Annotated in this window: 12 protein-coding genes; 5 read left to right on the top strand and 7 right to left on the bottom strand. The window is 64.2% G+C overall.

Features of this window, described 5'->3' with window-relative positions; translation table 11 throughout:
• Nucleotides 1–491: 491 nt before the first annotated feature.
• The gene (locus FHG71_RS15695) at nucleotides 492–1451 is read right to left on the bottom strand and encodes an SMEK domain-containing protein (RefSeq protein ID WP_139082649.1); all 960 of its coding nucleotides are present in this window, start codon (nucleotides 1449–1451) and stop codon (nucleotides 492–494) included.
• Between the two features lie 415 nt (nucleotides 1452–1866).
• Between FHG71_RS15695 and FHG71_RS15700 the strand changes: the two genes are divergently transcribed.
• The 3 genes from FHG71_RS15700 (at nucleotide 1867) to FHG71_RS15710 (ending at nucleotide 4577) form a co-directional block, all read left to right on the top strand.
• Nucleotides 1867–2451, top strand: coding sequence for a recombinase family protein (locus tag FHG71_RS15700; protein ID WP_139082650.1), 585 nt, complete (start codon nucleotides 1867–1869; stop codon nucleotides 2449–2451).
• A 136-nt stretch (nucleotides 2452–2587) separates the two neighbouring features.
• Nucleotides 2588–2779: a WGR domain-containing protein gene (locus FHG71_RS24330; RefSeq protein ID WP_425467366.1), complete on the top strand. Its 192-nt coding sequence runs from the start codon at nucleotides 2588–2590 to the stop codon at nucleotides 2777–2779.
• Nucleotides 2780–3395: 616 nt separating this feature from the next.
• The gene (locus FHG71_RS15710; protein ID WP_139082651.1) at nucleotides 3396–4577 is read left to right on the top strand and encodes an aminotransferase class V-fold PLP-dependent enzyme; all 1182 of its coding nucleotides are present in this window, start codon (nucleotides 3396–3398) and stop codon (nucleotides 4575–4577) included.
• Nucleotides 4578–4783: 206 nt separating this feature from the next.
• Here the strand turns inward: FHG71_RS15710 and FHG71_RS15715 are convergent, their stop codons facing one another.
• From FHG71_RS15715 to FHG71_RS15740, 6 genes are all read right to left on the bottom strand, one after another.
• Nucleotides 4784–6556: a histidine kinase famiy protein gene (locus tag FHG71_RS15715; RefSeq protein ID WP_139082652.1), complete on the bottom strand. Its 1773-nt coding sequence runs from the start codon at nucleotides 6554–6556 to the stop codon at nucleotides 4784–4786.
• Between the two features lie 286 nt (nucleotides 6557–6842).
• Nucleotides 6843–8081, bottom strand: coding sequence for a GAF domain-containing sensor histidine kinase (locus FHG71_RS15720; RefSeq protein ID WP_139082653.1), 1239 nt, complete (start codon nucleotides 8079–8081; stop codon nucleotides 6843–6845).
• 334 nt (nucleotides 8082–8415) lie between these two features.
• Nucleotides 8416–9894 (bottom strand): IS1182 family transposase, encoded by a 1479-nt coding sequence (locus FHG71_RS15725; RefSeq protein ID WP_139082654.1) that lies wholly within the window; start codon nucleotides 9892–9894, stop codon nucleotides 8416–8418.
• A gap of 88 nt (nucleotides 9895–9982) precedes the next feature.
• Nucleotides 9983–10450 (bottom strand): MAPEG family protein, encoded by a 468-nt coding sequence (locus FHG71_RS15730; protein WP_139082655.1) that lies wholly within the window; start codon nucleotides 10448–10450, stop codon nucleotides 9983–9985.
• A 40-nt stretch (nucleotides 10451–10490) separates the two neighbouring features.
• Nucleotides 10491–10916, bottom strand: a complete 426-nt coding sequence (locus FHG71_RS15735; protein ID WP_139082656.1) for a hypothetical protein — start codon at nucleotides 10914–10916, stop codon at nucleotides 10491–10493.
• 423 nt (nucleotides 10917–11339) lie between these two features.
• Nucleotides 11340–11846: a cupin domain-containing protein gene (locus FHG71_RS15740; protein ID WP_218014113.1), complete on the bottom strand. Its 507-nt coding sequence runs from the start codon at nucleotides 11844–11846 to the stop codon at nucleotides 11340–11342.
• A gap of 117 nt (nucleotides 11847–11963) precedes the next feature.
• On the opposite strand from FHG71_RS15740, the gene FHG71_RS15745 reads away from it, so the two are divergent.
• Nucleotides 11964–12581, top strand: a complete 618-nt coding sequence (locus FHG71_RS15745; protein ID WP_139082657.1) for a TetR/AcrR family transcriptional regulator — start codon at nucleotides 11964–11966, stop codon at nucleotides 12579–12581.
• Between the two features lie 409 nt (nucleotides 12582–12990).
• Nucleotides 12991–13824: a GNAT family N-acetyltransferase gene (locus FHG71_RS15750; protein ID WP_139082658.1), complete on the top strand. Its 834-nt coding sequence runs from the start codon at nucleotides 12991–12993 to the stop codon at nucleotides 13822–13824.
• The last annotated feature ends 74 nt before the right edge of the window (nucleotides 13825–13898 follow it).

Genomic DNA, 13898 nt, shown 5'->3' on the forward strand with positions numbered 1-13898 from the left:
TGGCCGCCCAGATAAGCAGGCAGACCCGCCGCGCGAGCCCCCTCGCTCATGGGTTACGCAACAACGCCCTTTCGGAATCTTAGCAACGCGGCTCTCCGATTTTCGCTTAAGAAGGCCAAAGCTAAGAAACTCGATGCAGAGCGATTTTCCGACGCCGTTATTCTTAGAGCTCGAGTCATCGCCCTCACCTATAATGAAGTTGACGCCGCCCTTGAAGGTGATAGGGTTGATCGTAGCAGGCTCGGTATATAGACGTTTAATCTGCATCGCGCGCTATCAAATAGGGCTCATCGAAGTCGACCAAGCCTACGGAGTATAGGAAGGTGAGGCCGTAAAGAAATGAGTTCGATGAGAACCAGGATTCTCGTTTGAAGTGGTCAACGACGTCGAAAATGCTTACCCGCTCCTTGCCAGAACTTTGCAAGAACCGGGCAATCTCGAAGCCAACGATTGCCGGCGCTTTGTTAATGGCTTGATCTTTAAGGAAGATGCTAGGCATGGCTCTGCCGTTTATTCGGGAACACATTGCACGCAATTAGTTGCTCTATTAGATAGTAGCGAACCGCGCCATCGTCAAATTCGGCGTCGCTTGAGCCCATCATTTTCAGCACGTCCTCGGTGAGCCTGTCTAATGCGGCTTCTGGGTCGCCTCCACATTGACTCAAGACTCGGTCGCTCCATCGCATGAGGTAGACCTGTAACTTGCGGACGCGGACGTGGCCCAGGTCTGAATATTTGTTTACCTCTGCCAGAGTTCGACCATAGATCTGATGGAGGTCCACATAAAGACGTTTTAGGAACTCGGCGTGGTCGGCGAAACGATCGTTGATTTTCTTATCGGGGTCAGGATCTTCACGGCCTTCGTCGAAGGAGAGGCCTTCTTCGGCGGCACTGAGCGCTTCAATCAATCGGATCAGCGTCTTTACCTCGTTGGAGAGCCGGGGCTCGGAGACGCGTAGCTCTGCGCGGAGGAAGTTTCGGCATGCCTCTAACTTGTTCAAGGGCATGTCGGAGATTTTGCGAAGCAGGTCGTTAAGTCCCCAGACATCTTCCTCGAGGGACATGGTAAAATTACCTTCGCCTCCTAAGGAGCTTTCGCGATATGCCTTCTTCTCTCCGATGATGAGAACCACGAGCCGATCGTACTTGCTATCTAGTCCGCCCTTAACGAAGCCGTTGTAAGTGTGTTTGATCTTCCCAATGTCCGAAGTTGATGTGACTTGGATCGCTAGGCGCTCCACTTCGTCGCCCAGGTCTACGGCTCTGGCGTTTTTCTCGATGATGTTGATGTTGACGAGGGCGTGGCCGAGGGCGACGTTGAGCAGGTCGCGAAAGAATGTCTCGGCGTGGATGTTGATGTCCTGCAGGTTGAGGTGGTTAAGGAGATCGACCTTCACCTTCAAGTGTGTGAGGTAATCCGTGATGGCGTTAAGAAGTTCTGCTCTGTTCATTAACTAACCCGGATCCTTACATTCACACCACACGCCGCTCGCGTCGAGGGGAGACAGTCGCGAGGCTAGTTGGTCAGCGCGAAGATGAAAGTCGAATGTGGCTCCATGTGGCGCTTGGGGGGGTTAGGCCAGGTTCGGGGCCCAGTCCAAGGGGTTTGACAGCTTACGGATAGCGCCGGTTGTAGTGCGTCGATACTGGCCTCCGACAGCGACTTTGGCCTTTGCCCGTCGGTGTGACAATTGTGGGCTGCTTGGCGAGTCGTGCTGCAGCCGGGAGGGGATGTCTGGTAATCGACCGTTTTCCTGACATGGCATACGGGGCTCGGTCGGGCCTTGGGTTTGTAGCTATTTTATGTCTGAAAACCGTGTCAGGAAATCAGTTGTCCTAGATACCCTGTCCAGCTACTATCCTGACATGCTCATTGGCTATGCTCGCGTTTCGACCGACGACCAGAACCTCGACCTGCAGCGGGACGCGCTGCGGCGCGCCGGCTGCGGCCGGATCTTCGAGGAGAAGGAGAGCGGCAGGGCAGGGACCAAGCGCCCGGCTCTGGAGGCGGCGCTGGCTTTCCTTCGTCCCGAGGACCAGCTCGTGGTCTGGAAGGTGGACCGGCTGGGGCGCTCTCTCCGCGAGATGCTCGACACCGCGCACAAGCTGCAGGCGCAAGGGGTGAAGCTCCGCTCCCTGACCGAGGCCGTGGACACGGAGACCCCCACCGGGCGGCTGATGTTCAACTTCCTGGGCACCATTGCCGAGTACTTCCTGGACCTGAACCGCGAACGCACCATGGAGGGCCTCAAGGCCGCGGCGGCCCGCGGCCGCAAGGGGGGGCGCCGGCGCAAGCTCTCGGAAGAGGACCTCGCGATGGCCCGGGCCCTCCTCAAGGACCCAAGCATCCCGGTGGCGCAGGTGGCCAGGCGCCTCGGCGTGAGCCGGGCCACGTTCTACGCCTACTTCCCCGGAGCACGGAGCCGGAGCATGAGCGGAGCGGGAACATGAGCGAGCCCGAGCAGCTGGATCTCCTGGACTGGCTCGCGGCGCAGCCACCCAGCCCTCCTCCGGCTGCACTGGAGCCCGCGCTCGTTGTAATCGACCAAAGCCCTGATCCCGTCCTCCTCACCCGCGTGGACCGGTCCTGCAACATGCGCCGGTTCTACAGTTTGGCGCTCGCCACCAGCTCTTTGGCGAGTGCGGGGTGGTGCGCCACTGGGGGCGGATCGGGGCCTCGGGCCAGACCCGGACGGATTGGTATCGCGAGGCTCCGGAGGCGGAGACTGCGCTTCAGGCTCTGCTTCGTGTGAAGCGCCGCCGAGGGTATGTATCCTGAGGTGATCCGGTCCCCTTCGGCGTGTGGGCAGGAGTCGAGCCTTGCTGGAACGACGAAGCTGATCGGCGGTAGGGCAGGGGCCTTTGCAGTATCCTCGGGCCAAGAGCGGCCGTTTCGCACCTGACATACGCACAAGACAATTCGTTGAGATGTCTGCTTCGCCGAACAGTGCATCAAGTCAAGATTTACGCACCAATCCTGAGTTTAGCTGTCAGAGGCCAAGCAGCCATCCAAAACCGCCGTAAGGGCGTTCATCATTGCCGCGTAGAGAGGTCTGGACCCGACTCAAGGAACACGCCGCCCGGATCGACTTGTGCAGTCCGCAGGGTCGCTTCTTCTGCAACTGTGTCTGCCCAGTCCAGATTGGTGTTGACCCCAAGTCCCCCCTGACCATGACCCCCAGGCCGTGAACGGGGGCCGTGTCGGTCAGGACCGCACGGACCTCAACTTGGAGGAGCCGCTCCGGCCGACAGGCTCGATATTCATGATTCACGGCAGGTGAGCGGGAAGGGCTCCTAGCGGCGGCCGGAGCTTGACCGGGATGAACCGGCCCTCGACTCTGGGGGACCCCTGGACGGCCATCAACGGCTGACTCGGAAAGCCGGAAAGGACGCGCATGAGCCTCGACATTGAAAAGCTTCGGTCCGAGACACCAGGCGTCGCCAACCGTGTTCATCTCAACAACGCCGGGGCCGGGCTGATGCCGCGGCCGGTGCTCGATGCGATGGTCGGGCATCTCACCCGCGAGGCGGAGATTGGTGGGTATGAGGCGGCGAGCGAGGCGGCCGCAGACCTTGAGGGCGTGTATGACAGCGTGGCGCGGCTGCTCGGGTCAGGTCGCGACGAGATCGCCCTCACCGAGAATGCGACGGTCGCTTGGCAGCTCGCGTTCTACTCCCAGACATTCCGGCCGGGAGACCGCATCCTGACCGCGCGGGCAGAGTATGCGGCCAACTACGTCGCATTCCTTCAGATGGCCAAGCGGACCGGAGCGATGATCGAAGTCATACCCGACGACGGGAATGGCGTGCTGGACCAGGACGCTCTCGATCGCATGATCGACGACCGAGTGAGGCTCATTGCGATCACCTGGATCCCGACGAACGGCGGGCTTCGAAATCCGGCGGCAGCGGTTGGCCGGATCGCGCGAAAACACGGGGTGCGCTACCTGCTTGACGCCTGTCAGGCCGTGGGCCAGATGCCGACGCGGCTGGAGGAGCTGGGGTGCGATTTCCTGACCGCGACGGGGCGGAAGTTCCTTCGTGGCCCGCGCGGGACCGGCTTTCTCTATGTCCGGCGCGATCTGATGCTGGGCTTGGAACCACCGATGATCGACCATTTCGGGGCGCCCTGGGTTGCCCCTGATCGCTACGAACTGCGACGTGACGCGCGGCGCTTCGAGACGTGGGAAAACAACTATGCAGCCCGACTCGGTCTCGGGCGCGCCATTGAGTACGCCCTCAACCTCGGTCTCGGGAAGATTGAGGAGCGATGCCGAACTCTGTCAGCGCAACTGCGCGACGGCCTGCGGACTATTCCAGGTGTGACGGTCCAAGATCTTGGCCAGAATCCCGCCTCCATTGTCACCTTCTCGATCAAGGATCATGACGCGGAGAGCGTAAGGGCCACGCTGTCCCACTCCGGCTTCAACGTCAGCGTCTCATATCCGTCCAGCACTCTCCTTGACGCGCAGGCCCGTCACCTGCCCGCGCTCATTCGGGCTTCGCCTCACTACTACAATACCGAGGACGAGGTGTGCCGGTTCATCGCCGCGATGAGCAAAGCCGTCGATGCATGACCTCGAAGTTCTTGCCGTCTGTGCTCAGGCGTCTGCTTCCAAGCCGGCGCAGGTGGAAGGACCAGAGCCGGAAGGTGTTCACCCGCATCGCCCGAGCGCCATCTCCGTAAACGGTGAGGGGCCTTGCTCTCTTGGCATGGCTCACGTTGTTCGTTCCGGCTGGACCCACACGACGAAGCTGGCATTCGAGCGCGAGCCGGCAGCCCTCACTCCTGTGCTGGCCCGAAGTCCGACGCCCGGCGGCGCTTGGTGCCCTCGCCATGCCGAGCAAGCGCGCCGCGCACGCGGTCCATGAGCTCGGCCCGGCGGTAGGGCTTGGCAAGCACGTCCATGCCCGGCACCCGAGTGCCTTGCGCGAGCTCCTCGTTGTAGCCGGTGGTCAGCAGCACCGGGACCTCGGGGGCACGGGCCCGCAGCTCGGACGCAAGTCCAAGCCCGTTGACGTTGCCCGGCATGATGAGGTCGGTGAACAGGAGGTCCACGCGGTTGCCCTCGCGGTGGAGAAGACGCAGCGCCTCGTCGCCGCTGGTCGCAGTCAGCACGCGATGCCCCATCTCCTCTAGCGTTTCGCGCGCGAGTGCCATTATGTCCTCATTGTCCTCCACCACCAGCACGAGCTTACTGTTCTCAGCGCTCAAGCGAGGTGCCAGCTTCGCAGGTTCGACCAACTCGCCACGAGTCTCGACCTCCGAGGCAGCCATATGGGCTGGCAGGATCATCCGGATGGTGGTGCCCCGCCCCACTTCGCTCTCGATCTCCAGCCGCCCGCGGGACTGTTGCAAGAAGCCATGAACCATGGCGAGGCCCAGGCCCGTGCCCTTGCCCTGACTCTTGGTCGTGAAGAACGGCTCGGCCGCGCGGGCCACCACCGAGGGCGGCATGCCTTCTCCCTCGTCCCTGACCTCAAGCACGACGTAGTCACCCGAGGGCAGCTCGCGCGAAAGCGCGTCGCCGTTGAGGTGGAGCCGCGAGGTCGCGATGGTGATCTCGCCCCCCTTGGGCATGGCATCGCGGGCGTTTGCAACGGCGTTGAGGAGCGCGGACTCAAGGTGTGTGCGATCCACAAGGCAGGCCGGCAGCCTGCGGCGCAAGTCGAGCCGGAGCTCCACGCCCGAGCCCGCCGTGGTCTCCAAAAGGTCGACGAAGCCCAGCACGGCGTCGCTGAGGTCGATGGGCTTGGGATCGAGCGCGGTCTTGCGGGCAAAGGCCAGAAGCTGGCGCGTCAGGTGCGCGGCACGGTCGGCGGCGATCTGGATGACGTCCAGCCGTCGCCTGAGGTCGGGCTGCTCAAGCCGCGCCTGGAGCCGCTCGAGGTTGCCCGCGATGGCGGTCAAGAGGTTGTTGAAGTCGTGCGCAAGCCCGGCAGTGAGCTGGCCCACGGCTTCCATCTTCTGCGCCTGCCGGAAGCTGTCCTCGCTGGCGCGCCGGCGTGTGACGTCGAGTTGCGAGGCGAAGAAGTAGAGAAGCTCCCCTTGCGGGTTGTGAACAGGGCCGATGAACACCGCGTTCCAGAAGGGCGTGCCGTCGCGCTTGTAGTTCAGGATCTCCAGGCTGACCGGCTCGTGCGCCTTTACGGCGTCCCGCAGGACGCTCACCGTGTCCCGGTCCGTCTTGGGTCCTTGCAGGAAGCGGCAGTTGCGCCCCAGGACCTCCTGCTCCTCGTAGCCGGTGAGGTCGAGGAAGGCCTTGTTGGCGAAGACGATCGGATTGTCGGGCTGGCGCGGGTCCGTGAGGATCATCGGCATGCGCGTCATCTCGACGGCGGCGAAGAAGGGCCCGCCCCGCTTCGAAAGATCGTCGTCGGTAATGGTCGACTCGCGCCAGTGACGCCCCTGGTGTCTTCCGGCCAGCATCGCGGAGTCGTCGGCCAGCGCATCGCCGGCGGGAATGCCTGCGGAGCCGCCCGCACCGGGGCCGCCGCCCTCGAACTCCACGCGGCCGGCGCTCGCGCCCAGGTCGTCCTGCTCGTCTGCGCTCATGCCTACTCCGCTCCTGCCCTATGCTGCGGGCAGACGTCGCGGATCACCTCACCACGAACAGCACCGCAGGCCGACCCCGATCTAATTCCGGCACACCGTCCGTGCCCTTTGCCGCGCCCGAACTGGGCCGCTTGTCGCCGCTTACGCAGCGCTTCGTTACAGCAGACATAACGCTGGGGCGGCCTAGGCCAACAGCGAGCTGCTAAATCCACCTCGGGCGAGCCCTACTTGGCGCGACAGTCACGATTTGCGCAGAGCGGCAAATCTGTGAGCCATTGAAGTGGTGCTACTCGGCAGCTGTTGCGCCGAGAGCCCTCAGCGGCATCTCGAACGTGAAGCACGTCTGTTCGGGCGTGGAGGTGGCGCTCATCGTTCCGCCGTGCGCGCGCGAGATCTCGGCGGCGATGTAGAGCCCCAGACCCAAGCCATGGGACATGTTGCCCTGCCCTTGGTAGAACGGCTGGAACAGCTGCTCCAGCATATCAGGCGAGATAGGCGCTCCGCCGTTGGCGACGGAGAGCACAAAGGTGTCCTCGCTGGTCGCCGCCGTCACCACGACGGGTTGGGCCGTGTCGCCGTGCGTCAGCGCGTTCGAGAGCAGGTTCGAGAACATCTGCCCGATCCGGTCAGGATCGCAAAGAACGGGTCGGGTCAGCGCAATCCTGGTCTCGATACGCGCGTCGGGATGCGACCACCGCAGTTCGGTGATGATCTGCTCGAGGACAGGCTGGAGAGGCGCGTCGCTGTTGCGGCTCACAACAAGTCCCTGACCGAGGCGGGATCGGGCAAAGTCGAGCGTGGTCTCGATCAGCTTGGCCATGCGCACGGCGCTCGTCTTCATCATGGCCATGACGGAAATGGCGCGGGCGCTGGCCGGGTCGCGCTCGATGATCCGCAGGCCCGCATCTATCGCTGCGAGAGGGTTGCGAAGGTCATGCCCGAGCACGGCGATGAAGCGCTCGCGAAGCTCCGCCACGTGGCGCTCGTGCTTTCGCTCCACCTCCATCCTGTGGCGCTCCTCCACCAGCAGGCGCCGGGTCTCAAGGAGAGTTGACACTTGTCGCGCCAACGCAAGCAGGCCCGCCTTTTGGGCCTTGGTCAGACCATTCGGTCGGGGCTTCGTGTCGATCACGCACACGGAGCCCAAGGGCACGCCCGCCGGATCGCGTAACGACGCGCCGGCATAGAAGCGGATGAAAGGCTCTTCGGTCACGAGCGTGTTGCTCGCTGTGCGTGGGTCCAGCCGGAGGTCCGGGATGATGAGGACGTCGTCCTCCGTCATGGCATACTTGCAGACTGACTGATCCAGGGGAGTCTGGCATTGGGGAAAGCCTAGGTGCGCCTTGAACCATTGTCGGTCATCGGCCACCAAGCTCACCAGGGCGACTGGGGTTTGGCAAAGCTCTCGCGCAAGAAGCACGATATCGTCGAAGCCTGGCTCGGGTGGAGTGTCCAGGATGTCCAGACGGCCAAGGGCCGCCATCCGTTCAGCCGTCGTGGCGGCGTTCTCGCGAAACTCGTCCATGACGCGCAGCTAAGCCGAAACCGGGAGGCACTTGAAGAGCCTGCTCGCTTGGCCAGCAGTGCCGGCCCGGTCCGATCGTGGCTTCCGTTGCCGCGCATCGGTTCCGTGGACCATGCTCGCGACAGGCATCGAACCGAGAGCGGCCTAAAGCGCCTCCTGCAAAATGTGCATCAATCATGCAGACCGTGTGGAAACGCCCCCGGCGCTGAGCGACAGGGAGCCTTGGTGACGGACGGTGACCCGCGTTCGGCTCCTGTGGGGCCGTAGAGCGACCTGGGCGATCAGGAACCAGCCCCGGCCGGGTGGTCACCAGTCAGGCAGCACGGGTGTGCCGTTAACCCTTTGCCGCGGCGATCAGGCCGGGCACTCCGACCAGGCTGATGGCACGCCGGATGTTATAGGCCAAGGCCGTCAGGCTGAACTCACCGCGGACGTTCTCGAGCCGCCGCATCAGGAAGGCGCCCTGGTTCATCCACTGCTTGATCGTGCCAAACGGATGCTCGACGCTGGATCGACGTTGATCCATGACCTCGGGTCGGGCGGCGAGCCGCACCGCCATCATGACCTCGGGTCGGGCGGCGAGCCGCACCGCCATGCGGTCGAGCACGGCCTCGTTCTCCAGACGTGAGACATGTCGGTAGGTCTTGGTGCAGTGTGGTCGGAGCTGGCAGGCCAGACAAGCCTCGCGGTTGCTGTAGTCGATCTTGACGTTGTCACGCGAGCGCCCACGCCGACAGGGCCGCAGGATCTGGCCGGCGGGACAGGTGAAGGTGTCTGTCGTCGGGTCGAAGCGGAACGCCTCTTTGGGGAAGAAGCCCTCCCGCACGGACGAGCCCCGCACCGGCTTGGTCACGTAGGTGGTAACCCCAGCCGCTTCGCAGGCCTCGATGTCCTCGATCTTGAAGTAACCCCGGTCGGCGACGGCTTCGATCCGCTCCACTCCGAGCGCCTCCATAGCGGCCTTGGCCGTGGGCGCCAGCAGCCCGATGTCGACGACCTGGCTGTGGACCTCCTGCTCGACGATGAGCTTGTGCTTCACGTCAACGGCGACCTGGACGTTGTAGCCCACCCCTACCTTGGTCATGCGCGCCATGGCCCGGCTGTCGGGGTCCGTGAGCGAGATCTGGTCCTCGCCGGTGCGGTCCAGTTCCTCCAGGAGTGCCTGGTGGCGCTGGCGCTTGCCCCGGACCGCCGCGATCTTCTCGGCCAGCTGGGGGTCCTCGCGGCCCGGGCCGCTGCCGCCGCTTGAACCGTCCTCGTAGGCGTCGCCTTCGTCCAGGCGCTTCAAATACCCGGCCAGCCTCTCATCGGCCTGTTGAACAAAGGCGGTGAGCGCCGCCCTGGTGAAGTTGCGGTCCTTGTTGTTGACGGCCTTGATGCGGGTGCCGTCGACGGTCAGCAACTCGCGACCGAACAGGTCGAGCTGTCGGCAGAGCAGCACGAAGGCCCGGAACACGGATCGGAAGGCCGCGCGGTTGTCGCGCCGGAAGTCCGCGATGGTCTTGAAGTCGGGCCTGAGGCATCGCAGGAGCCAGATCACCTCGATGTGGCGGTGCGCCTCGGCTTCTAGGCGCCGGCCCGAGCGCACGCGGTTCAAGTAGCCGTAGATGTAGAGCTTCAGCAGGTCGGCAGGATTGTAGCCCGGCCGGCCGGTGGCCTTTGGACGGACGCGGGCGAAGCCGGCAGCCCCAAGATCCAACTCATCTACGAAGGCCTCAATGAAGCGGACCGGGCTGTCCGGGCCCACGTAGTCGTCGACCGCCTCGGGCAGAAGCAGCAGTTGCGAGCGTTCATGTCCAGCAAGATGTGCCATGGCAGGAGGATACCACGGCGGCTCACTCACCGGTCAGAATAGCCCGCCGGGTTCTCACACGGTCTGCATGATTGACGCACCTATGCAGTCAGGCCAGCGCCGCGACCAGCACCCAGACGGCCATGACCATCACCACGACGGAGCCGACCGAATAGAACGTGGCCCGCACCTCGTGGTTCTGCGCCGTGGCATAGGCCAGGGTGTGAGCCAACCGAGCCAGCACGAAGACGGCGAACAGCAGCACCGCCAGCCAGACGGGCGGCTCGACCGTCACAAGGAGGAGGCCGGCGGCCAGGAAGGCCGGGATGTTCTCGAGGTCGTTGCGGTGCATGCGGCGGGAGCGCTCCACGTCCGCATGGAAACCGAGCTGCTCGGGCCGGGGGTTTCGATTGGCTGGGGATGGTCGCAGATCTTCGGGGTTGAGGAGACCCGCATCCGTTCTCAGCATCAGGACCACCGTCATCCAGCCTTGGCCCATGATCTTGAGGACCATGATCGCGGCCGCTACGGCGTAGGTCATGAAGACCGGGTTCTCCATCGTCAGCATGGAGGTCATAAAAGGCTCTCCTGCACGGCGTCGTTGATGCTGGACCGTTTCACTCGGCGGGCGTCATGTGACCGCTGCTGCTGTCCATCCGGAGGCGCGTCGCACTGGCGCCGAAGCCGTGACGGACCACGGTGAACAGGAACACCACCATGGAGCCAAAGGTCAGGAACGAACCTGCGATCGCGAGACCCGGCGAGCCCCCGGTCGTGGCGATGGCGATCCCCGGGACCATGACGAGCACGCCGGGGATGGCAAGCGCGGCATGGACACGGGGCAGCCAACCGCGGGCGGCCTGGGGGGTCACGCGATAGTAGAGCCCGAAAAGCGCCATGGTGGCCCAACCCACCAAGTTGAGGTGGGCGTGCGCGCCGACCATGGAATGGTCGTTGCTGGCGGCCATCTGAAGGCCCCAGATCATGCCGCCCGTGACGCACAGGACGGCGGCGAGGAAGAAGACGAAGGCGATGTCGCGCATGGGCGCTCTCCATGGGGTTGGGTCGTTGCTTCGGCCAAGGGGGTCGGCCAGGGCCAGTGAACCCTGACGGATCTCGCGGAGGATCGCCGACAGGCAGATGGCGTTAAAAGAACCGCTGATGGTCGCCTTTGGCGAAAGAGAGGTTCGCGCCGAGCTGGTCCCGTGCGAGCCCGAGGTCGCGCAGGGAGGCGTCCGAGAGTGTGCTAACATCGCGGGTTCTTGCGCCAGGAGTGGGGGCCGCAGCGCGCCAGACGGTCAGGGCTCCAGCAAGGCGCTCCCAGAGCCGCATTGGTCGGCCGGGTCGTAGGGCAGCAGAAGGCAGCATAGCGATGTCCTTTCCCGGACCGCGAGCCTTTGACGGGCCGCCGAGCTGATCCCCTTCAGGGGAGGTTACATCCGATGTCGAGAGGAGCCGTTCTGGACCTAGTGATCAGCGCTGGGGGGCAGCAGGAACTCGAGCCCATGCCGGCGGCCGAGCTCGAGGAGGCGCGGAATGTCCGGGGCGCCGACGGGTGGCGGCAGATCGCGGGTGCCGGACGGCAACGGGTCACCCGCCTCGCTGAAGAAGGCCTCGTGGTCGCGACCCGGCGAGTTGACGATCAGAAGCTTGCCCGGTGTTGTCCCCGCATTGCGGAAGGCATGCACCGCGCCGTCAGGAACCCGGACGCAGTCGCCAGCAGTGGCCGGGATGGTGCGGCCCTCCACCGTGAACTCGAACTGGCCGTCGATGACATAGAACACTTCGCCGTCCGCCGGGTGACGATTGGGAGGGGCCCCAGCTCCGGGGGCCACCAGCGACTCCGTAAGACTGTAGGCGCCACCCGTCTCGTGGCTGCGGACCAAGAAGCGCAGGAGGTTACCCAAGAGATGATAGGTGTCCGTCTCCAGGCGGACCACAGGCTCAAGGGCGGCAGTCGAGGTGGCACTCATTCTGAACTCCCTGGGGTAAGTCGACTCTTGTATCCGGTCGACGTAAGACACACATATACTCATGAGATCGTAGTCTCAACAGGAAAGTGAGATGCATGTCTCACAAGAGAGGTGCGGATGCAGATGACCGAAGGCCGCGTGCAGCAGAAGGCCCGGACCCGGCGTGACCTTCTGGAAGCTGCCCGGCGGCTGATGGACAGCGGGGACACGTTCAGCGTGAACGCCGTGGCGGACGCGGCTGGGATCTCGCGCGCGACAGCCTACCGCTACTTCCCCGACGCAGACGCTCTCATGCTCGAGGCCGCCCTGGACAGCCACGTGCCTTCTCCCGAGGAGCTTGTGGGCGACGCGCAGGACGTGCGCGAGCGCGTCCACCGGGTCAGGCACTTCCTTTTTCAGGCTGTCCAGGATGCAGAGAACTTCTACCGGCGCTACCTCGCGCGGGTTCTGGACAACTCCGTCCAGACGGACGGGTCGCGGCAGATCCGTGGCGGGCGGCGCATCCCGATGTATGAGCACGCCTTGGCCCCGGTCCGGGAAGAGCTGAGCCAGGCTGCCCTTCGGGACCTCGTGCTCTCGCTGTCGGCCGTCTCGGGCGTGGAGTCCTTTATCGCACTGAAGGACGCCTGTCGGGCGGACGACGAGACCGCGAGGCGGATCTCCATCGGGCTCATCGACGCCATCCTCGACAAGGGCCTGCGCGACCTCGAGGACGTTCGCCTCAATCCAGCATAAGCTCTCTCAATAGTCCGCCCTGCGGCATGTCGAGCATCCGATGTGCGTCTTTCAAGAATACTGTTGAAAAACTCGGCCGAGGGCTCTTTCGGGCGTCCTTCGGCCAGCTTGGTCGAACTTGCCGCTTCATAAGCTGCTGATTTTGCTAGAGGCAGTTCGGCCCGAAAGTCCGTTCCGGAGCCTTTCTCGGCTCGCCACCGAGTTTTTCAACGGTATTCAAGAAATATGCACAGACGAGCAGCTCGGAGGACTCTTTCCACTCCGCAACTTGGCTCTTGCTCTGTCATAGGTACAACGAACCGTTGACGTTTGGAACGCGCTCCTCTTCGTTGCGCACAGGGTGGCAGGCCCTCGCGTCCGCATCTTGGCCACTTGCCGGGAGGTCCGATCCTTGGGAGGAGGGCTCATCATGCAAGCTGAAGCACCTCGCCTCGTCCGTATGGGCCCGGAGCATCTCGACGGAGCCATGGCGCTATCCCTGGCCGAGGGCTGGCCGCATCGGCTGGAGGACTGGGCGCTGATCCTGTCGCAGTCCGAGGGCGTGGTCGCAATTGACGGACAGCAGGTGGTCGCCACTGCGATCGCCATCCCGTTCGGCCCCGTCGCCACCCTGGGCATGATCCTCGTGGACAGGCGCTTGCGCGGACGCGGCCTCGGGCGGCGGGTCGTGGAGCATGCCATGGCACAGCTCGCGCCCCGGGAGTGGCGCCTGGTCGCCACGCAGGAGGGGCTGCCACTCTACCGGAAGCTCGGCTTCGAGCCCTGCGGGGAGGTGCAGCAGCACCAGGGGTTAGCGCGAGCCGCTCCGGGTCACCTGCCCGCGGACTGGGCCGGGAACGCCGACGCTCCTGATCTGGCTGCTCTTGACGAAGCGGCGACCGGCATGGACCGCAGCTGGCTCATGGAGGCGCTGCTTCGCGACGGTCGCGCTCTGATCCAGCGAGAGAGGGGCGAGGTCGTGGCGTTTGCGGCCCATCGTCGTTTCGGCCGGGGCGACCTCGTCGGCCCCCTTGTGGCCCGCTCGGAAACCGAGGCACACGCGATGCTCGGAATGCTGCTCAACGTGTCCGCTGACCGTTTCCTGCGCGTGGACCTCACGGATGAAGGCATCGGTCTCAGCCCCTTTCTGATCGAGCACGGTCTCGAGCCTGTGGGGACTGGCACGATGATGAGGCGGGGGCGGGCTCAGCCGATCAGAGGCGCCCACCGCCGTTTTGCCTTGGTCGCGCAGGCTCTGGGCTGAACCGGCCCGAGACGAACCCAGTCCTTTGCTGCCTCACACGACCATGCCCATGCGAGACATGACGCCTCGCCTTG

The sequence above is a fragment of the Rubellimicrobium roseum genome, from assembly GCF_006152145.1.
GTDB classification, from domain to species: domain Bacteria; phylum Pseudomonadota; class Alphaproteobacteria; order Rhodobacterales; family Rhodobacteraceae; genus Rubellimicrobium; species Rubellimicrobium roseum.

Bases quoted from the DNA above. Each gene is read 5' to 3' on its own strand.
- FHG71_RS15735 (WP_139082656.1), bottom strand. From the start codon at position 10,916: ATGCGCGACATCGCCTTCGTCTTCTTCCTCGCCGCCGTCCTGTGCGTC.
- FHG71_RS15695 (WP_139082649.1), bottom strand. From the start codon at position 1,451: ATGAACAGAGCAGAACTTCTTAACGCCATCACGGATTACCTCACACAC.
- FHG71_RS15745 (WP_139082657.1), top strand. From the start codon at position 11,964: ATGCAGATGACCGAAGGCCGCGTGCAGCAGAAGGCCCGGACCCGGCGT.
- FHG71_RS15715 (WP_139082652.1), bottom strand. From the start codon at position 6,556: ATGAGCGCAGACGAGCAGGACGACCTGGGCGCGAGCGCCGGCCGCGTG.
- FHG71_RS15720 (WP_139082653.1), bottom strand. From the start codon at position 8,081: ATGGACGAGTTTCGCGAGAACGCCGCCACGACGGCTGAACGGATGGCG.
- FHG71_RS15700 (WP_139082650.1), top strand. From the start codon at position 1,867: ATGCTCATTGGCTATGCTCGCGTTTCGACCGACGACCAGAACCTCGAC.
- FHG71_RS15730 (WP_139082655.1), bottom strand. From the start codon at position 10,450: ATGACCTCCATGCTGACGATGGAGAACCCGGTCTTCATGACCTACGCC.
- FHG71_RS15710 (WP_139082651.1), top strand. From the start codon at position 3,396: ATGAGCCTCGACATTGAAAAGCTTCGGTCCGAGACACCAGGCGTCGCC.
- FHG71_RS15740 (WP_218014113.1), bottom strand. From the start codon at position 11,846: ATGAGTGCCACCTCGACTGCCGCCCTTGAGCCTGTGGTCCGCCTGGAG.
- FHG71_RS15750 (WP_139082658.1), top strand. From the start codon at position 12,991: ATGCAAGCTGAAGCACCTCGCCTCGTCCGTATGGGCCCGGAGCATCTC.
- FHG71_RS15725 (WP_139082654.1), bottom strand. From the start codon at position 9,894: ATGGCACATCTTGCTGGACATGAACGCTCGCAACTGCTGCTTCTGCCC.